The 20910-nt window shown below is 34.5% G+C and carries 15 protein-coding genes and 1 tRNA gene; 8 read left to right on the top strand and 8 right to left on the bottom strand.

Annotation, left to right across the window (positions count from 1 at the left end):
• Positions 1–2 precede the first annotated feature (2 nt).
• Entirely contained in the window at positions 3–1550 is a 1548-nt protein-coding gene (locus tag Y10_RS00340) for an AAA family ATPase (RefSeq protein WP_281763365.1), read from the top strand.
• Positions 1551–1715: 165 nt separating this feature from the next.
• Here Y10_RS00340 and Y10_RS00335 read toward each other — a convergent pair whose 3' ends face one another.
• The 8 genes from Y10_RS00335 to Y10_RS00300 all read right to left on the bottom strand — a co-directional run bounded on the left by Y10_RS00335 (position 1716) and on the right by Y10_RS00300 (position 6850).
• Complete coding sequence (locus tag Y10_RS00335) at positions 1716–2489, bottom strand: DUF6371 domain-containing protein (protein ID WP_281763364.1); 774 nt, start codon at positions 2487–2489, stop codon at positions 1716–1718.
• Positions 2490–2632: 143 nt separating this feature from the next.
• Positions 2633–2821 (bottom strand): hypothetical protein, encoded by a 189-nt coding sequence (locus tag Y10_RS00330; protein WP_281763363.1) that lies wholly within the window; start codon positions 2819–2821, stop codon positions 2633–2635.
• Between the two features lie 4 nt (positions 2822–2825).
• Positions 2826–3818, bottom strand: coding sequence for an AAA family ATPase (locus tag Y10_RS00325; RefSeq protein WP_281763362.1), 993 nt, complete (start codon positions 3816–3818; stop codon positions 2826–2828).
• Between the two features lie 28 nt (positions 3819–3846).
• Positions 3847–4020 carry a DUF6290 family protein gene (locus Y10_RS00320; RefSeq protein WP_281763361.1) on the bottom strand — a complete coding sequence of 58 codons (174 nt, stop codon included), beginning with the start codon at positions 4018–4020 and terminating at the stop codon, positions 3847–3849.
• Positions 4021–4053: 33 nt separating this feature from the next.
• Positions 4054–4266: a hypothetical protein gene (locus tag Y10_RS00315; protein ID WP_281763360.1), complete on the bottom strand. Its 213-nt coding sequence runs from the start codon at positions 4264–4266 to the stop codon at positions 4054–4056.
• A gap of 139 nt (positions 4267–4405) precedes the next feature.
• A complete protein-coding gene (locus tag Y10_RS00310; protein WP_281763359.1) occupies positions 4406–5359 on the bottom strand; it encodes a hypothetical protein in 954 nt (317 codons plus the stop codon).
• Positions 5360–5413: 54 nt separating this feature from the next.
• Positions 5414–6667 (bottom strand): tyrosine-type recombinase/integrase, encoded by a 1254-nt coding sequence (locus tag Y10_RS00305; protein WP_281763358.1) that lies wholly within the window; start codon positions 6665–6667, stop codon positions 5414–5416.
• 110 nt (positions 6668–6777) lie between these two features.
• Positions 6778–6850: transfer RNA gene (locus Y10_RS00300), tRNA-Met, on the bottom strand.
• A gap of 149 nt (positions 6851–6999) precedes the next feature.
• Between Y10_RS00300 and Y10_RS00295 the strand changes: the two genes are divergently transcribed.
• The 7 genes from Y10_RS00295 to Y10_RS00265 all read left to right on the top strand — a co-directional run bounded on the left by Y10_RS00295 (position 7000) and on the right by Y10_RS00265 (position 20893).
• A complete protein-coding gene (locus Y10_RS00295) occupies positions 7000–9786 on the top strand; it encodes a triple tyrosine motif-containing protein (protein WP_281763357.1) in 2787 nt (928 codons plus the stop codon).
• 252 nt (positions 9787–10038) lie between these two features.
• Complete coding sequence (locus Y10_RS00290; RefSeq protein WP_281763356.1) at positions 10039–13068, top strand: SusC/RagA family TonB-linked outer membrane protein; 3030 nt, start codon at positions 10039–10041, stop codon at positions 13066–13068.
• Between the two features lie 10 nt (positions 13069–13078).
• Complete coding sequence (locus tag Y10_RS00285) at positions 13079–14557, top strand: RagB/SusD family nutrient uptake outer membrane protein (protein WP_281763355.1); 1479 nt, start codon at positions 13079–13081, stop codon at positions 14555–14557.
• A 12-nt stretch (positions 14558–14569) separates the two neighbouring features.
• On the top strand, positions 14570–16120 hold the full coding sequence (locus Y10_RS00280; protein WP_281763354.1) for a hypothetical protein: 1551 nt from the start codon (positions 14570–14572) through the stop codon (positions 16118–16120).
• Between the two features lie 9 nt (positions 16121–16129).
• Positions 16130–17791, top strand: coding sequence for a glycoside hydrolase family 16 protein (locus Y10_RS00275; RefSeq protein WP_281763353.1), 1662 nt, complete (start codon positions 16130–16132; stop codon positions 17789–17791).
• A 65-nt stretch (positions 17792–17856) separates the two neighbouring features.
• Positions 17857–20124: a beta-glucosidase BglX gene (bglX, locus tag Y10_RS00270; protein ID WP_281763352.1), complete on the top strand. Its 2268-nt coding sequence runs from the start codon at positions 17857–17859 to the stop codon at positions 20122–20124.
• Positions 20125–20128: 4 nt separating this feature from the next.
• Complete coding sequence (locus Y10_RS00265; protein ID WP_281763351.1) at positions 20129–20893, top strand: glycoside hydrolase family 16 protein; 765 nt, start codon at positions 20129–20131, stop codon at positions 20891–20893.
• Positions 20894–20910 lie beyond the last annotated feature (17 nt).

Here is a 20910-nt window from a genome sequence, read left to right as displayed (position 1 = left end):
TTATGCGGATTACAGAAATAGAGATAAATAATTTTCGAGCCTTTTACGGCAAACATACCATTAGTTTAGATAAGGATGGTAAAAACTTAATGGTCTATGGTGAAAATGGAAGTGGTAAAAGTTCCTTTTTTTTAGCATTAAAAACATTTTTTGAATCGGCGGCAAAACCTGTTAATCTACAGGCATTAGAAAATATTTTTATCCCCCAAAAAGATAAAGATACAGCCTCTTTAAAGTTTGTTGTAAAACAGGATGACAAGGCATCTTCAAGTACTACTATTGAAATCAACGTAAAGAATAATGAGATTACGGGACCTGAAAAATTGCTGATTGCTGATGCAAATAAGATAAAAGGTTTTTTCGATTACAAAAGTCTTTTAAAAACACATTTAGTAGAAACAAAAAATGTAAACCTATTTGATTTACTTGTTTTCAATATTTTAGCTGAACAAGAAAATCGAGTAACAACTAAGCAGATAGGTAAAGAATGGGAAAGTATTGTTTATGATAGTCACGAGCTACGACAAGGTGTTCACGTAAGGAATAGATTAAGAACAAACATTGCAAATTTTAATCTTGGTGTTGATGAAAAGATAAAAGCTATTGAAAAAGATACAAATACTTTTATTCAATCCTTTGGTTATAATATAGATGTTAAGTTCAATTATATTGGAATATCTTATCACGGTAGAAGAGACATTAGAGATAAATCCATTGAAGTTGTAATTGATTTTTTTAAAAAACCTATTGCACAACATCAACACTTTTTAAATGAAGCTCGTTTATCAGCATTGGCTATAAGTTTATATTTAGCCACAGTAAAATCTAATCCAAGCCAAGGCGTTTTAAAAACTTTGGTTTTAGATGATTTACTTATTGGTTTAGATATGAGTAATAGGCTACCTTTATTAGATATTATCAAAAACCATTTTCAAGATGATTTTCAGATCATAATGACAACTTATGATAAGGTTTGGTTTGAATTGGTTAAAAACTACTTTGGTGAGTCTAAATGGAAATACATAGATATTTTTTCAAAGCGTCTTAACGACAACAATTTTGAGATACCAATCATTAAGCAAAATACCGACTACATTGAACAAGCTGAACATTACTTAAAAGAAAAAGATTTTAAAGCATCTGCTGTTTATGTTAGAAGTGAGTTTGAGAAGTTAGTAAATAATATTTGTGATAAACATAACTTATTGGTCAAGTATAAAGCTAACAGTAAGGAGTTAAAAAGTGATGACTTTTGGAAAGCCATAAAAACGCAAACCAATATAGATGATGCACTAATTGCCGAAGTAGAAACTTGTAGGGGTACTGTAATGAATCCTTTTAGTCATCACGATTTGACAAAACCAGTTTTCGAGGCTGAATTGAAAAAATCTATAGAGGTCGTTAAAAAACTAAAAACACCACCATTCAGTAAGGATGCCAGCAAAACTTATGAAAAGTTAAGTTTGGCAATTAAAGACCTTGAAGCTAAAATTGTTCAAAAAGATGATACTATAAAACAAATGAGTAAAAAATTTTCTAAAACTACTTAGTGGAATTGGTTTCTGTAAATAATATGCAACTCAATGATTTAAATGACTTTATTCATTTTTGGCCTAAACTTAATTTTTCGAAATAAAATGTTCTAAAGTGTTATTTTGTTGCTTTTGAAGACTATAATTGAGAAAGCTTTAGGGCAGATGATGGATCAAAATGAGTTAATCTATAACCAAATCTACCAAATCAACTCCTTCCTTAACATTTAAATTTTCAATATAGGTACTACACTTTATATTAAAGCCGTATTTGTTAAGTTGTTGGGTTTTAGAATTCCAATTTTCGTACTCTGTTTTATCTGGAAATGCAAGTATGTTATACTGTTTTAATGGTTTAAGAAGTTCTAATTTAAAGTTTGATTTAGATCCGGTTGCTAACCATAAGTTGTTAGGGTAGTAGATACTCATGATGATGGCGGTTTTTTCTGATTCAACTATACAAATTGCTTTCTCTACAGGGTGGTCTTCTAGGTTGTGCAACCCAAAAAGACATTGTTGTAATACAAAATCTTTCATTTGTAATACATTATGCATCCAGTTGATATGTGGAAATGGTTTTTTAATTCGTTTTCCAGTTGAGATATTATATAACATAACTTTACCCGCATGAATGTTGAGTTTTTCATCTATCTGCCAAAAAATGGTAGCTCCTTTCCAATAAGTACTTGTTGATATACAATATCTTTTTATTACATCAATAAGCTCATCTTCTGTGAAATATTGAGCAAGGAAATGTATAAAATGGTTGTTGTTATACGAATTACCATAGGTTTGTATTACATTTTCATTATGAAATGTAGGGTGTTCAGGTTGTTCTCTATATGAATTGGTTGTTATTGGGTTGTTACCTTTTGGGGATAAATGGTATTTACACTTGCTTTCTCGGTCACATCTTCCTGAATGATCTTCTAGATAGTGGTTGTTTTGGTTGTCCACATATTTTACAAACGCTTTTTTTTTTACCACATGACGGACAAATAAACTTTTTACTAGATTTATCTAATGTATATCTGTATTGCATAAAATATAATTGATTCGTACTCTTCGTACCTAAATATTGGTACGAACGGTACGAGGAGTTAAAAGTGGTTTTCTATTAAGTACCGTATTCCATCTTCTATTGTGAATTCAGGAAGACTCTTTCTCTTACGTTTAAAAGGAATGCTTTGTTTCTTTGGTTGAATTTTAACGTGTATCATATCATACAGCTTTTTCAGCTCATCATCGGGGAGAGCTGTAGCTATATTGTATACATCGTTAGCATTCATTTAATTATACGTTTAACGCTTTTCTTCTTTTTCTAATAGCACCTTCACTTATACCTAATTGATGTGCAATTTTTACATTAGATAATCCTTGATCAATCATGTCTCTCATTTGATCATCTCTTTCAGAAAGATCGTTGTGATTAAACTGCTTAAGGTGGTCTAGTTCTATGCCATATTCTAGAAACTCGAAGCATAGAAAATTAGTCCGTTTTGTTAATTGACATATAGCGACATTGTTTCCGTGATAGATATGCTCGGTATTACGTTGCTTGATTTGTTTCAAGTATCTATATGAGGTGTCGATGGAGCTTCCTCCAATTGCAAAAGAGCTATCACAGAAATTCATTAGCATTTTGCTTCCTGCCAAGTCATTTTTTGTAATAGGTTTTGTGTCGTCTCTTTTAGGTGTATGAGCTAAGACTAGAATGGACGTGTTGGACGTTTTTGTTAATTTCTTTAATAGCTTCATTAGCTCTAAAGCATCTTTGGCTCTTTCATTATCACTCTTTAAATAAGTGAGATTGTCAATTACCACAGTATCTATTTGTTTCTCTATTATTATGTTTTGTAAGGAATGAGATAAATAGTCTTCAATGCTTTTGAATTCTTTTGGTATATTAAGTTCTGTATTTAATTCAGCATGATTCTTGTAATTGTCAGAGCATCTATTTTCAAATTGTTTATCTGAAAGTTCAAAGTCGAGATAAAGAACTGTTTTGGGGATGCATTGATTTTTAAAACCATTTATGGATTCACCTTTACTTATACTATCTGCTATTTGAACAGCTAAAATTGATTTCCCAATATTTGTATCGGCAAATAGAATACAGAGCTCTCCTTCATACCAAAACTCACTAAATAACATATTAGGTATAGGGCGGTTCTTTGCTTCTTCTACCCATTTATTAGCAGGTTTTACAACCAAACATTCCCAACTACTCTTTTGGTTATAGAGTAGTTGTTCCTGTGTGTGTATTTCATTAGCTATTTGATTCAATATTTGTTTGCACATGCTTAGCTGGTATTTAAAGAATTACATATTCTGGTGGTCTTTTGGATATTTCTTCTTGTTCATTAATTTCATACGATACAACGGATCTTGTGTACTCTGATACAGTAATGCCGTCCACAGCAGCATATTGTTCAAGCAAATTTTTAAGGTTTTCATCAACCCTGATTGAAATGGTGAATTTTTTCATGATTATAATTTTTTATAGTTAATTGGATAATGATTAAACAAGTAGAGCTCTAATACCTTTTTGGTAAAGAGCTTGTTTTGAAATTGAATTGAGTGGTATTAAGAAAGGTGCATAACCTCTTTTAATATGGATAAGTTTAGAATTTAAAAGGTTTACAAAAGCTTTGGGCTTTATAACAATTTTAAATTCTTTTTTTCTTGGATACACCCTTTCAAATAGGGGGTGACGTTGTTCTACACGTTGCATATACATAATTTTAAATTTGTATTGCAATGTGTTGAATTATAAATATTTAATCAAGGTCGCTATCAGCGACATGTAGCGACGGTAATCGTTGTAGCTGTTGACTTTTATTGTTTTACAGCGACCTAATAGAAAATACCTTCTAGCTTTTGAATTTTTCCCATTTTTTAATGAAAGAATCTATTCGTTCATTGCTACTATAACTAAATGAAGGTTTCTTTAAACGACTTAAGTTAAATCCATATAGTTCATTGATAGCTTTTCTAAAATCAACTTCTTTAATCTTAGCTAGGTTTAAAGTTTTTATTGCTATAAATAATGAGGTTACATGAGCATATTTATCTACCTCTATATCTGTAATACATTTGTGAATAAATTGTATTACACGAAATGGAACTTGGTTGTTAAGTCTATCGCTTAATTCTCTTATTTTAAGTCTGTCCTCGTCAAAATAATTATCTTCTGTGAATTTGAATTCTAGATTTATCCAAGTTAATATTTTTAATGTAGACTCAAATGTTATTATTAATTTGATTAAGTCGTTTTGTTGGATAAAATCGTGATTGTAAAATTCCTTTCTTCCATATAAAAAGGGCATTATGTGAGTAGGATCTTCTGTTAATTTAGCTTTTAGATCGTTTCTTTCTTTGTCTAATGAAGAGAAGTGGTTTTTTAACGTATATTGATTATTTTCTATTATCATTACGTCATATCCTTTTTTGCAAACTTTTTCAAATTTGTTATTGAATATTTTTAGCGCATATTTTCTTTTTTTATCGTTTTCAATTGCGAAGTTGTCTTTCTCATAATCCCTTCTGAACATTATAAATTCTCCCTCAATGATAGGTGTATATATTTCTATTAGGAATTGATAATAGTTATTTATGGCAATTGATGAAATGGAAACTTCACGTTTTGGTTGTAAAGGAAACCTCAATCTTGATTCGCCTATACCAGTTTTTTCTAAAGTACCTTCAAATTGGATTACCAAATTTGCTTCTAGAATATTATTTTTAATAAGATAGTTTTCTTTATCCTTAGTGTCTAGTTTCTGAAATTCATTTTCATTGATGATTCCGAAGAAAGTATTTTCCATTTATTTCAAAAGTTTTGAGTAGTCTTCTGGCAATTGAGCATCTATATCTCTAAGTTATTGTTCTAATGCTTTAATAGTGCTGTGTCCTGTAATTAATTGTAATCTGCTTTTTACCTCTGAAGGGGATGTGTTCTTGGCCATTTCTCTATAAAGCTTTGTTATAAATGTATGTCTAAAGCTGTATAGGCCATAATCTACACCTAGATTAAAGTGATCTTTAACTTTTTTAAATCTTTTAGTAAAATAATCTCGTTTATTTGTTTCTTCAATATCCCATTCACCACCAATTATGTCTGGTGTAAATAGATAATTTGTTGTTTTTGATTTAGATATATCAGGTAGTTCTCGTAATAAGATATCTGGGATTATTTTGGTTTTAACAGGTTGGTTTTTAGCACGAACATATAATTTCTTATCCGCGACATCAATATCACCAATTCTCAATCTACATACTTCAATTGGTCTAAGAAAATTATAGGAAACAAATTGTACAAATAGTAATAGGATGGGGTCGGTTTCGCGTAAATAATCGAATATTTCTTTTTCTTCCTTTGGTTTATATGTCTTGTTTCTTTCTGGGATAGCTTTTAAAACATTTATGTTTTTCACGAAGTTTTCCTTTATTATTTCATTATCCTCAAGTACTTGAAAGAAGGAAGCTATATCTGTTCTTGTATTATTTCTGTTTCTAGGGCTAGAACTTTGTAGTACATTATTTAGGTATTGTATTACAGTTTTTTTATTTATATCAGATATATAAGAGTTGTTGGTGTAGCCTTCTGCTAATAACCATTTTTCAAATCTGGTTATTCTACTTTTGTATTTGGTAAAGGAGTTATTGTTCATCACATTACTTTTAAGTTCTAGTGCTAGATTAAAAGCTTGTTTGATACTAGTTTCTGTTTCCGAATGGTTAGTGTTTGGAGCATGTAAAACAAGGTGTTGTTGTGGTTGTCTTACAGGTTGTTGTGGTTGTTGTTGTCCTTGATTGTTGAGTTTGTCAATTAAATAATCACCAAGACTTTTGTTATCTGCATATGGGTTGTAGCCTTGTTCTAGGACGATTAATAAGCTTTTTTGTAGAATACGAAGTATGTGATAGCGTTCTTTTTTGTTTTTAAATTTGTTAGCACCACCTTTAATATTTGTTTGCCTTTTTAGCTTACCGCTTTTAGGTTCACGAAATGAATAATATACATACCAATCTTTACTTAATGCTTTTTCTTTTTCTTTTGGGTGTAGTTTTGACCATGAGGAAATGTCAACCCCTCCTGTGAAAATTTTGGGTTCAGAATAATTCAGCTTCATTGAAAAATCGTGTACGTTTTCGTGTACTCTTTGTAAAAGTAAGAAAATAGAAGACATAAAAAAACGGATTGCGAGTAACAATCCGTTGATTTTATTGCTTTGAAGCTTAGTAGCGGGAACTGGACTCGAACCAGTGACCTTCGGGTTATGAGCCCGACGAGCTACCTACTGCTCTATCCCGCGCTATTGTGGTGCAAATATACACTCTTTTTTAACTTCTGTGCAAGCTTTATTCAAAAAAAAATTCATTCTTTTGTTTCAACTGGTTGTTAATTTATGTTTAAGTTAATGTAACCTATATGTAGTCAGTATTTTACCTATTTTTGAAGTCTATGAAAATAATTTCAATAAAAGTAGTTTTTCTATTTTTCCTAACATATAACCTGTTTGCACAGGAGCTTCCGCCTATTATTAAGTTTGAAACGGAGGATTACCAAGCCGGAAATCAAAACTGGATGATTAGCCAAAATAATCAAGAATTTATGTACGTGGCCAATCATATGGGGTTGTTAGAATATGACGGCGCCAGTTGGAAGTTGTACGATTCGCCAAATGAAACCATTATACGGTCGGTAAAGGTAGTGGGTAGTAGAGTGTACACAGGTTGCTATATGGAGTTTGGTTATTGGGAGAAAACTAAGGATGGACGTTTAGTGTATACATCTTTAAGTGATACTATTAAAGATAGGGTTTTAGATGATGAGCAAATTTGGAATATTATCAATTACAGAGATTGGATAATTTTTCAATCTTTAGATCAGTTGTTTATTTATGATGTTACTAATGGAAGCTTTACTGTACATAGCCCAAAGGGTGGCTTAACTAAGGTATTCAATATAGGAGCCTCAGTGTATTACCAAACCATGGGTAGGGGTATTTATGAAATTGTAAACGGAAACGATGTATTGGTGTCTGATAATGAAGTTGTGAAAGAAACCAAAGTAGTGAATCTTTTAAAAAGTGATAAGGGACTTGTAGTGCACACACAATTAAGTGGTTTATTTTACCTGAAAGAAGGTGAATTGGTTCCGTTTGAAGTTCAGATACCGCCTAATAACATTTATAATAGTATTCAGTTATCTAATGGAGATTATGCGCTGGGTACTGTTTCAGACGGTGTGTATATTATTGAACCTAGCGGAAAGATAAAGTTACATATTAATCAAGAAAATGGGCTTACCAATAATACAGTACTTTCCTTGTTTGAAGATATAGATCATAACCTTTGGGTAGGGTTGGATAATGGAGTAAACTGTATTAACCTTGGCAGTAAGGTAGAAAGTTACGAAGACGATTCAGGTATGCTGGGTACTATATATGCTTCTGTACTACATCAAGATAAATTATATTTAGGTACCAATCAAGGATTGTTTTATAAACCGTATGATGAAAATATTCCTTTTAAACTTATTAGTAATACTAAAGGGCAAGTTTGGAGCTTGTTTGTGTATAATAATCAGCTTTTTTGTGGACATGATTCAGGAACTTTTTTGGTTGATGATACAACCGCTACGCGTATATTTTCTGAGTCGGGAACTTGGAAATTTGAAACTATAACAGAGAAACCTGATATTTTACTACAAGGTAATTATGCGGGTATATCTGTACTTAAAAATGTAAATGGTACCTGGCAGTTAAGAAATTGGATAGAAGGTTTTAACTATTCAACGCGCTATTTAGAAAAGTTAGATAATACGCTGTATGTAAGTCATGAATACAAAGGGGTGTTTAAGGTTGAGGTGAATGACAGTATTACCAAAGCTTTAAAAGTAGAAATGCTAGAAGAACCTAAAAAAGGTAAAAATATAAGTATTACTAAATATCAAAATCAAATTTGGTTTGCTTCTAAGGAGGGGGTTTATAGTTTGGCTTCTAATGAGGGACGTTTTAAACAAAACCAAACCTTGTCAGATATTATGTTGAATGATGGGTATACTTCGGGTAAACTTATTGTAGACAAACAAAACAGACTTTGGTTTTTTACAAAAAATCATATCAATTATTTTACGCATAGTAAATTTGATAATAGTTTGGTGCACCAAGCCATTCCTATACCTTATACTTTGGCAAATACCATGTGGGGGTATGAGAATATTAGTTTTATAGAGGCTAATAAGTATTTAATTGGTTCTGTAAACGGGTATTATTTAATAGATCCGGAAGAAAAACCTTCCGATACATATCGTGTGTATTTAGATGGTATTCAGAATTATAAATTGAATGATACGGTTCGTTTTTTGAACTTGCAGGATGTTGCAAAACTAAACTATAAACAGAATAATGTAATGTTCTCGTATACCATACCTCAGTATTTGAAGTATGCAAATGCAGAGTATCAGTATATCTTAGAAGGGTTTAATACGGTATGGAGTGAGTATAGTCTTGAGACGCAGGCAACGTTTAAAAACTTACCTCCGGGAGATTATGTGTTTAAAGTGAGGGGTAAAGTGGGCGACCGAAATACAGAGAATGTTGAAGTATATCAATTTACTATTTTAAAACCGTGGTTTGCTACCAATACAGCTATAATTATTTATTTGGTGATATTACTTATTGCTGGTTTTGTAATTAATATGCTGTATAAGAATTATTACGAAAAACAGCGATTGAAACTTATTGAAGAAAATCAACGTGAAATAGAAATTCATCAGTTAGAAGCTTCTCAACAATTGATGAAAACTAAAACAGAAATGTTAGAAAAAGACATTGAAAGTAAAAACCGTGAGTTGGCTGCCTCTACGCTAAACTTAATTAAAAAGAATGAGGTGTTAGCGTCTATCAAAAGTGATTTAAAGAAGCTAGATTCTACTCAAAATGTAAAATCGGTAATTAGTACTATCAATGCAAATATAAATGAAGAGGATACGTGGAATTTATTCTCAGAGGCTTTTAATAATGCCGATAAAGATTTCTTAAAGAAGATTAAAGATATTCATCCTAGTTTAACGCCTAACGATTTACGTTTGTGTGCTTATTTACGTTTGAATCTTACCTCTAAAGAAATTGCTCCGCTCCTCAACATTTCGGTACGTAGTGTAGAAATTAAACGATATCGTTTGCGAAAAAAGATGGATTTGGCTCACGAACAGGGTTTAATTGAGTACATATTGTCAATTTAACTACTACAACATTTGTTAATTTTACCTATACAACACCTCAACAATAACGTTGTATTAGCTTATTTTATTAACTTTTTTAAGAAATTGTAAAAGCAGTATAAAAAACGCTAAAAGCTGTAGTAATAAGGGTTTAGAGGCCTTTTAATAGTGTGGGGATGAGTATTTTTTAAATTGTATACTTTTTATAGCGTGTAAAATTGAGGATTTCGCAATATATCGTCATAATTTTATCAAAACACAAATTATAACTATATGAAATCAAAATTGTTTTTTCTCATTTTCGGTTTTATATCATTCTTTTCTTTTAGTCAAGATTATGATATAAAAGGTGTCGTTTATGAGGCATCTACCGGAGTGCCAATGCCGGGGGTTAATGTGGTTTTAGCGGATAATTCTAAAGGAACTTCAACAGACTTTGACGGTAATTTTATATTGGAAGGAATTAGTAAAGGTTCCGAAATCGTTGTAAGCTATATTGGGTTTAAATCACAAACCTTTATTATAGCCAACGGCGATGATTTAACTATCTATTTAGAAGAAGATACCAACGCTTTAGAAGAAGTGGTTGTTATTGGGTATGGTAGTCAGAAGAAGAAAGAAGTTACCGGGGCAGTAGCTACCGTAGATGCTTCTACTTTAGAAGAGTTTAAACCTGTAAAAGTTGAACAGGCACTACAAGGCACAGTGTCTGGGGTAAACGTTACTACACAATCAGGGGCACCTGGTGCAGGTTTAGATATTAGAATACGTGGGGTTGCCACTAACGGACAAAATGCACCACTTGTTATTATTGATGGATATGTGGGAGAGTTAGGTTTATTAAACCCTAATGATATTGAAACGATTACCGTTTTAAAAGATGCTCAGGCAGCTATTTATGGTTCTATTGGAGCTAATGGGGTAGTGTTAATTACTACTAAAAGAGGTAGAAAGAATATGAAGCCTACAGTTACTTATAATACTTATTATGGTATTCAAGAAAGAACAAGAGAACTATCATTATTAAATGCTACCGAATATGCATTATTATTAAATGAAGCCTATGTAAACGGTGGAGGTGCTGCACCGTATCCAAATGTAACGGGTTTTGGTGTGGGTACCGATTGGCAAGGGGCTACGTTTGATACAGCTCCTATTATGAATCATGATATGAGTCTTACGGGCGGTACTGAAAAAGTAACGTACGCTTTAAGTGCTTCGCATTTAGATCAAGAAGGTATTGTTGGTGGAGATAAATCTGGATTTTTAAGAAATACAGCGCGTTTAGCCTTGAATGTAGATGTTACAGACAAGCTAAAGGCTTCTACCAATGTTATCTATACATATTTTACTAGAAAAACATTAAATGAAAACGGACTGGGGTCTGTGTTATTTAATGCGTTGAATGCACCTCCTACATTGTCTACGCATGATGATGATGGCGCATATACGTTAGTACCTAGTACTACTGGTTTAGGTACGGAGGTTATTAATCCGTTAGCGCAAATTGCAAATACGTATAACGATTACAATTTTAAAAAGCTAAACGGTAATTTTGGGTTAGATTATCAACCTATAGAAGGGTTAACCATTACTGGACGTATTGGTTTTAATACCTCTAATAGTGAGTCTAAAACATTTGCTCCTGAAATTTCTTACGGAGGAAAAGTATTTGATAATACACGTAGTTCAGTAACACAAGGTGCTGTAAATGACAACAGTTATACGTTTGACTTTTTTGCTTCGTATGAAAAAACAATAGCCGAAGATCATAACTTTTCTGTTACACTTGGTAATACAGTGTTTAAAGAGTGGGGTAATGGTTTGTATGCAACGGGTTTTGATGTACCTAATAATTCTTGGGCGTATGCAGATATTTCTTTAGCTACTGGTGTAAGTGAGTCTATTACTAATTCATCTTACGTATATGATGAGCGTAGACTTTCATACTTTGGTCGTTTACAGTACAACTACCAAGGTAAGTATTTATTCTCGGCTATGTATCGTAGAGATGCTTCTACTAAGTTTGGGCCTAATAACCGCGTAGGGTACTTCCCATCAATGACTGCTGGTTGGGTAATTTCTGAAGAAGATTTTCTTTCTAATGCTAGTAATATTAACATGTTGAAGATAAGAGCTTCTTATGGTAGATTAGGAAATGACCAAATTGCTAACAACGCTTATGTTGGTATTTTAGGTGGTGAAGCAACCTATATTTTTGATGATGTTTTAGTAAATGGTACTGCAACTGGTTTACTTTCTAACCCTGATTTAAAATGGGAAGAGTCAGAAAAAATAGATGTGGGAGTAGACCTTAATATGTTTGATAATAAACTATCTATTGTAGCAGATTATTTTATAGATAATAGAAAAGACTTATTACTTAGCAACATGCCTGTATCTGGTATTGTAGGTATTGGCGCTCCTGGTGCTAGTGCGCCTACAGTAAATGCAGGTAGTGTAGAAAACAAAGGTTTTGAATTTGCGGTAAACTACAGAGGTGCACTTTCTGAAAACTTTAGTTATTCGGTAGCGTACAATGCTACGTTTCTTAAAAACAAAGTAACGGAAGTAAACAATAGTACAGGGTATACTGAAGGTGGAGCCTTCGGAGTAGGGCAACCAGCACCATCGCGTATGGAAGTAGGATTGCCAATTGGGTATTTTTATGGATACCAAACCGATGGAATTTTCCAAAACCAAGATGAGGTAGATGCTCACCCAAGTCAGACAGCACTTGGTGCAGCGGCTGCTCCTGGTGATATTAGATATGTAGACGTAAATGGAGATGGTGTTTTAGATGAAGATGATAGAACTAATATAGGTGACCCGATTCCTGATGCTACTATGGGATTAAACATTCAGTTGAACTATAAGAATTTTGATTTTACCATGTATGGTTTTGCTTCTATAGGTAATGATATGGTGAGAAATTATGAAAGAACCTTAAGTGATGTAAACAGAATGAATTATGTGCTTAACAGATGGACTGGTGAGGGTACTAGTAATACAGTGCCTAGAGTAACAACTGCGGCTACTGCTAATAATGTGTTCTCAAATTATTTTGTTGAAGACGCGTCTTACTTCCGTTTACAAAACGTACAGTTAGGGTATAGCTTAACCAGTATTAAAGGAATCGATAAAATTAGAGTATACGTAGCGGCTAATAATTTATTTACACTTACCGAGTATAGAGGATTTGATCCGGGTGCTTCTTCAGGAGCTCCTATTGGAGGTGGAATTGATTATGGTTTCTACCCAATTCCTAGAACATATATGTTAGGGTTAAATGTAAAACTATAAACTGTAAATCATGAAAAAGTATAATGTATTAACTATATGGGCATTGATGGCCATGCTATTTGTAACATTTTCATGTACAGATGATTTTGTAGACAGAAAAGCAGAATATTCTATAGACTCTGAAAACTATTTTAATTCAGAGGATGACTATTATAATGCACTAATTGCGGTGTATGATATTTTACAATCAACGTATGTAAATGTTTTATTAGGAGAAATTGCTTCTGATAATACACTTTGTGGTGGTGAGAGTGCCACTGATGTAATTGGTTTTCAGCAAGTGGACGACATGACGCATACGCCAATTAATGACAATCTTACTAATGTGTGGGATTGGAATTTTGCAGGGGTTAACCGTGCAAACTATATCCTTGAGTTTAAAGATAAAACAGAATTTGAAGGGAAAGAGCAAATTATTGCTGAAACTCGTTTCTTAAGAGCTTATTTTTATTTTGAATTAGTAAAATGGTTTGGTGCATTACCGTTAAAAGATGATGCACGTTTTGCCATTAACGACGAGAAGTCTATACCGCGTTCGCCGGTAGAAGAAGTGTATGCATACATTGAGGCAGACCTACAGTACGCTGTAGAGAACTTAAGTGTTACGGCGCCACAAGTAGGGCGTGCCTCAAAGGGTGCTGCACAGGCATTACTTGGTAAGGTATATTTGTACCAAGAGAAATTTTCAGAATCTGCTGCGGTATTAGAAGATCTTATTTCTTCGAGTAATTATGCATTGGTCAACGATTTTTCTACGTTGTTTGAAGAAGAACAAGAAAATGGAATAGAGTCGGTTTTTGAAGTTCAGTATACAGATATTGAAGGTGCAGGTTTTGGATGTTTACAGTGTAGTGAAGGGAATGTAGCTGTTGGTTTCATGGGAATTAGAAATTATGAAGGGCCAATGTTTTCTTCTGGGTTTAGTTTCAATTTACCAACACCAGACGCGTATGCTGCTTTTGATGATGATGATATGAGAAGAGATTATACGGTGTTAGATGTTGAAGCTTGGGCTGCTGAAACAGGTGCTACTTATGGTACTGGTTATGAGCATACCGGATACTTTAATAGAAAATATTTACCACGTAAGAGAAGTGCAGATGCACAGTCTGATTTAAACCTAACCAATCCAAATAATTATAGAGCTATACGTTATGCAGATGTTTTATTAATGGCTGCTGAGGCGTATAACAGAGGAGGTATTAACGATACCAAAGCTCAGGAATATTTGAATGAGGTTAGAGCACGTGCTTATGGAGATACCAACCATAATATCACAGTAAGTGGTAATGCGTTGACAGATTATATCTGGGAAGAAAGACGCTTAGAATTAATGGGCGAAGGTCACCGTTTCTTTGATTTGGTAAGAACAGGAAGAGCCGCTCAGAATATTCCAGGTTTTACTGCCGGTAAGAATGAAGTATTCCCGGTTCCTTTTGAAGAGATACAATTTTCTAACGGAAATTGGGAACAAAATCCTAACTACTAAAAGTATTATAACATGAAAAAGATTAGTTTTTTAGCCTATATTTTTGCAGCTATATTAGTAGTTACAGGGTGTGATGAAGATTCGTTTGATGCTGGTTTTTTACAAGATGTAGAAGCGCCTTCAAACCTATCGGCATTGGTTACTGTAACACAAGATAACACAGGTATGGTAACGCTTAAGCCAGATGGTGAAGGGGTAACATACTATACTGTAGATTACGGAGATAGTTCTGAAACAACAGATATTAATCCGGGAGAAATGGCACACCACGCTTATACAGAAGGCAATTACTCAGCTACTATTACAGCTGTGGGTGTAACAGGGTTAACTACCGTTTTAAACAAAGAGTTTGATGTAACGTTTAGAGCGCCAGAAGATTTTATGGTGTCTATTAATGGAGTTACTGGAGATCCATTTTCGTTTAATGTGTCGGCAACGGCATCTTACGAAACGTATTTTGATGTAACTTTTGGTGAAGATGCTACCCTAGATGCGGTGGCGTTTAATGAGGGAGAAACCATTTCTTATACGTATGAAAACACAGGTGTGTATACAGTAACGGTAACTGCTTATAGTGGTGGAGCTGCTACTACAGTATATACGCAAGATGTAGAGGTGTACGATCCGTTACTGTTACCAATTACTTTTGAGTCGCCTACCTTAAACTATGAGTTTGTAGATTTTGGTAATGCTTTTGGTTCTGTAGTAGCAAACCCATCTGTAGGAGGTAATAATACCAGTGCTACTGTAGGGCAGTTTAATAAAACTGCAGGAGCAGAAACTTGGGCAGGTACCTATTTAGAGTTAGATGAAGCAATAGATTTTTCTACCAATACTTTCTTAAGTGTTAAAACCTATTCTCCAGTAGCAGGAGCAACAGTGCTATTAAAGTTAGAAAATGCATTAGATGGTAATGTGTTCTTAGAAAGCACAAGTACTACAACTGTAGCCAACCAATGGGAAACTTTATATTTTGATTTTTCTGGGGTAGACCCATCTATAGAATATCATAAGGTTGTTATTTTCTTTGATTTTGGTAACTGGGGAGATGGTTCGTTATACTATTTTGACCAGATTGAATTGAGTAGTGGTACTCCTAGTTTAGAATTGCCAGTAACTTTTGAAAATTCGCTAATTACGTATGGTTTTACCAACTTTGGTAATGCTTCATCTCAAGTTGTAGCCAATCCAGCTCCTGATGCAGACAACAGTAGTGCTATGGTAGGGGAGTTTTATAAACCAAACTTTGCAGAAACCTGGGCAGGATCGTTTATTGAATTAGATACTCCAATAGATTTTTCTGCAACACAACAGATTTCCATGAAGTCATGGTCGCCAACTGCTGGTACCACGGTATTAATGAAGTTAGAAAATTCAGATGCTTCTATTACTACAGAGATTTCTACTACAACTACCGTAGCTAACGGTTGGGAAACCTTAACCTTTGATTTTTCAGGCGTTAGTACAACAGCTCAGTTTATGAGAGTGGTTGTTTTCTATAACTTTAATGTGAGCGGTACAGAAGGGTATTATTATTTTGATGATATAGAACTTACAAACTAAAAAATGATTATGAAAAATTATATAAAACAAGTCTTAGGTGTATTTGCATTGCTGCTGGTTTTTTCAGCCTGTCAGGAAGAGGATGCTACCTTTGGAGATATCGTTACGCCTACCAATTTAATGGTTGATTATGCTATTGAAGGTCAGGATGGAACAAACCTTAACGGAGATGGTTCTGGATTAGTAGACTTTACGGCTACTGCAGAGGGAGCTATTAGTTACAAATATGTGTTTAGCGATAACACAAATTATAACTCCGCTAGTGGAGAGTTAACCAAAAGATTTTCATCAAATGGTGTAAATACGTATACCGTAACTGTAATAGCAAATGGTACAGCAGGTGTTACCACAAGTACAACTTTTGAAGTAACAGTTTTTAGTAGCTTCTCTGATGATGAAGCGGTGCAAATGCTAACGGGTGGTACTTCTAAAACATGGTATTGGGCAGCTTCTGAACCAGGGCATTTAGGATTGGGACCAAACGATCAGGCGTACGAAGATGGTTCTCATACTTTTGCAGCTTGGTATCAGGCAGTGGCTTTTGAAAAATCAGAGTCTTGTATGTACGATACGGAACTTACTTATACCTTGAATGGAGATATAGTTACTTTTGAACAAGTGAATGTTACAGATATGGCATTTATTCAAGGGTTATATGCTGCTGAGTTTGGTTTTGGAGATGAAGGTTGTTATCCTTTTGATGTAACAGGTGTGAAAACTGTATCATTTGGTCCGGCAAATTCTGTAGCTACAGTAGATGGCAATTACAGAGGTACTGCTATGACGTATTCTGATGGTGGTTTTATGGGCTTCTATGCAGGGTCTAGTGACTATGAAATTATTGAATTAACTGATAATAGAATGGTAGTGAGAGTACAACAGGCAAATGAACCTTTGTTTGCTTGGTACCATACCTTTACTACTACCACTATTGCAGACCAAAGTGGGGGCGGTTCTGGAGGAACTGATTTTACCAATTTAGTATGGTCTGATGAGTTTGATACCGATGGGGCTCCTGATGCTGCAAATTGGTCTTACAACATTGGTACTGGTGATAATGGTTGGGGTAATGCAGAAGCACAGTATTACACTGATAGAGCTGATAACGTGAAAGTAGAAAACGGAATGCTTAAAATTACAGCCAAAGCTGAAAGTTACTCTGGTTCTGATTACACGTCGGCTAGAATAGTAAGTGAAGGTAATTTCGATTTTACGTATGGTAAAGTTGAGGTACGTGCAAAACTACCTAGTGGTGGTGGTACATGGCCTGCTATCTGGATGCTTGGTTCTGATTATGCTACTAATTCATGGCCAGGTTGTGGTGAAATAGATATTATGGAGCATGTTGGTAACGATCAAGGTACTATTCATGCAACGTTGCATTACCCGGGTAATTCTGGTGGTAATGGTAATACCGGCTCAACAACGTTAAGTGATGCTTTAGATGAGTTTCATGTGTATTCTGTAGTATGGAGTGATACAAGTATCGATTTCTATATAGATGAAAATACAACACCATTTCACTCTGTAGCAAACGATAGTGGTTTACCATTTAATTCAGATTTCTTTTTAATTCTGAATGTAGCTATGGGAGGTAACTTTGGTGGAGCTATAGATGGTGCATTCACAGAGTCTACTATGGAAGTAGATTATGTAAGAGTATATCAATAATCATAATTATTAAATAGATGTTATTTAAGCACCCGATTTTTCGGGTGCTTTAAAACCTATTGCTTATGAGAAAAATAGTAATTGTTTGGTGTTTATTGGTATTACCACTTACTGGTGTATTGGCACAATCTCCTACAGATGCGAGATTAGAGGCTAAAGTAGATTCGGTAGTAGCCTTAATGACCTTAGAAGAAAAGATAGGGCAGATGGTGCAATACAGCGCAAGCTGGGATGTTACTGGTCCGCCAACAGCAGGAAATGAAGGTCGGTTAGACAACCTTAAAAAAGGGTTAGTAGGTTCTATGCTAAATGTAACTGGGGTAAAGAGTACGAAAGAGGCACAACGCCTTAATATGGAAAATTCCCGATTAAAAATTCCACTACTTTTTGGGTACGATGTAATTCATGGTTACAAAACCATGTTTCCGGTTCCATTAGGTGAAAGTGCAAGTTGGGATTTAGATTTAATGCAACAAACTGCTCACGTGGCTGCTAAAGAATCGGCTGCTTCTGGTATCGGTTGGACATTTGCTCCTATGATTGATGTGTCTAGAGATGCACGTTGGGGTAGAATTATGGAAGGTGCAGGAGAAGATCCGTTTTTAGTTAGTAAAATTGGCGTAGCCAGAATTAAAGGTTTTCAAGGGGAAGATTTAACGGCTACTACTGCAATAGCAGCTTGTGCTAAGCATTTTGCAGGTTATGGCTTTGCCGAAGCAGGTAGAGATTATAATACGGTTAATATTGGTATGAATGAATTACATAATACCATTTTACCTCCTTTTAAAGAAGCGGCAAAAGCTGGGGTACTCACTTTTATGAATTCTTTTAATGAAATAGACGGAGTGCCTTCTACAGGAAACCCGTACTTACAGAGAGAGTTGTTAAAAAATGAATGGCAGTACAATGGTTTTATAGTATCTGACTGGGGTTCTATATCTGAAATGATAGCGCACGGAGTGGCAGAAAATCATAAAGAGGCTGCTTATATTGCTTTAACAGCGGGGAGCGATATGGATATGGAAGGTAACGCATACGAAACTTCGTTAGCGGAATTGTTAGCAGAAGGGCGTATACAAGAAGCTATGATAGATGATGCTGTAAAAAGAATAATAAGAGTTAAGTTTCAATTGGGGTTGTTTGATGATCCTTATAAGTATTGCGACGAAAAAGCTGAAAAGAAAGAGTTATACTCAAAAGAAAATCAGCAAGTAGCATTAGAGGCTGGTAAAAAGTCTATTGTGTTACTAAAAAATGAAAAGGGAGTATTACCAATTGCTAGTACTGTTAAACACATTGCGGTTATTGGTCCATTAGCAGATGACAAAGATAGTCCGTTGGGTAACTGGCGTGCGCAAGCAGAAGCCAATTCAGCAGTTTCTGTTTTAGAAGGTATTAAGAAATATGCGCCAAAAGGGGTGAAAGTTACCTATGCAGAAGGTGCTAAACTTACCACGGGAGAGCGTTCGTTTTTAAAACATGTAACTTTTAATAATGATGATACTTCTGGTTTTGAGAAAGCTATTAAAACAGCTAAAGAGGCAGATTTGGTAATTTTGGTGGTTGGTGAAGATGCTTTTCAATCTGGTGAGGGTAGAAGCCAAACCGATATTGGGTTTGCGGGTGTACAAGATGAACTTATTGAAGCAGTATACAAAGCCAACAAAAATGTAGTGATAGTTTTAATGAATGGTAGACCTATGGATATTAGCTGGAGTGCAGACCATATACCTGCTATTGTAGAAAGCTGGTTGTTGGGGTCTCAGCATGGGAATGCCGTGGCAGAAGTACTTTTTGGTAAATATAATCCCAGTGGTAAATTACCGGTGTCTTTCCCAAGAAACGTGGGGCAAGAACCTTTATACTACAATCAAAAAAGTACGGGTAGACCAGGTGAAATACCTGATGTTACGTACTCGCATTATGTAGATAGTAGAAGAGATGCCTTGTACCCATTTGGTTTTGGACTTAGTTACACCTCTTTTGCTTATAAAAATCTATCGTTAAGTGCTTCTTCATTTTCGGGAGATGGAAACTTAGAAGTATCGGTTACGGTAACCAATGCCGGTAAGGTTGCTGGAGAAGAGGTAGTGCAGTTGTACATAAGAGATTTATTTGCCAGCACTACTAGGCCTATTAAAGAATTAAAAGGGTTTGAAAAAATTCATTTAAACCCGGGAGAGAGCAAAACAGTAAGCTTTACTATAGATAAAGCGCTTATATCTTTCTATACCAGAAATAAAAAATGGGAGGCAGAACCCGGAGCATTTAAGCTATTTGTAGGGGGGAATTCTGTGGATTTATTAGAAACCATGTTTGAATACAAAATGTAATCTTATGAAAAAGTGTTTGTGTATAATAATTTGTGTGTTTAGCCTGAGTGCTTTTTCCCAAAAAACGGATAAAAAACTAATTTGGGAAGAAGATTTCTCAGGTGAAACACTAAATGAAAAAGTTTGGAATTTTGAGTTAGGAGACGGATGCCCAAATATTTGTGGTTGGGGAAATAATGAACGCCAATTATATACTAAAAACAATCATGAGTTAAAAGATGGTATGTTGGTAATTACAGCTAAGAAGGAAGATACTTTGTATACGTCTACTAGAATTACCACACTTGGTAAAAAAGAGTTTATGTATGGCTATATTGAGGCGAGAGCTAAACTTCCTGTAGGGCAAGGTATATGGCCAGCTTTTTGGATGCTGGGCAGTAACATTGCTGAAAAAGGATGGCCGTTGTGTGGAGAAATAGATATTTTAGAGTATGTGGGCAAAGAGCCGCATAAGGTGTTTACTTCGTTGCATACACAAGATAGTCATGGGGAAACTATTAATACCAAGAAAACTACCTTTGAAAATATAGAGGAGGGTTTTCATACCTATGCTATAGATTGGACCAAAGAGAAAATAGCCTTTTATGTAGACGATAGGTTGGTATATACTTTTCAACCTGAAGAAAAAACGGAAGCTGTATACCCGTTTAATCAGCCGTTCTATTTTATTATAAACATGGCTATTGGTGGAAATTTTGGAGGGCCAGCGGTTGATGATACTATTTTTCCTCAAACATATATGGTAGATTATGTAAGAGTTTACCAATAAATGAATTCGCTTTTTAA

Source organism: Neptunitalea lumnitzerae (assembly GCF_027924185.1).
Classification (GTDB): Bacteria; Bacteroidota; Bacteroidia; order Flavobacteriales; family Flavobacteriaceae; genus Neptunitalea; species Neptunitalea lumnitzerae.
This window is presented reverse-complemented; position numbering and strand designations above follow the sequence as displayed.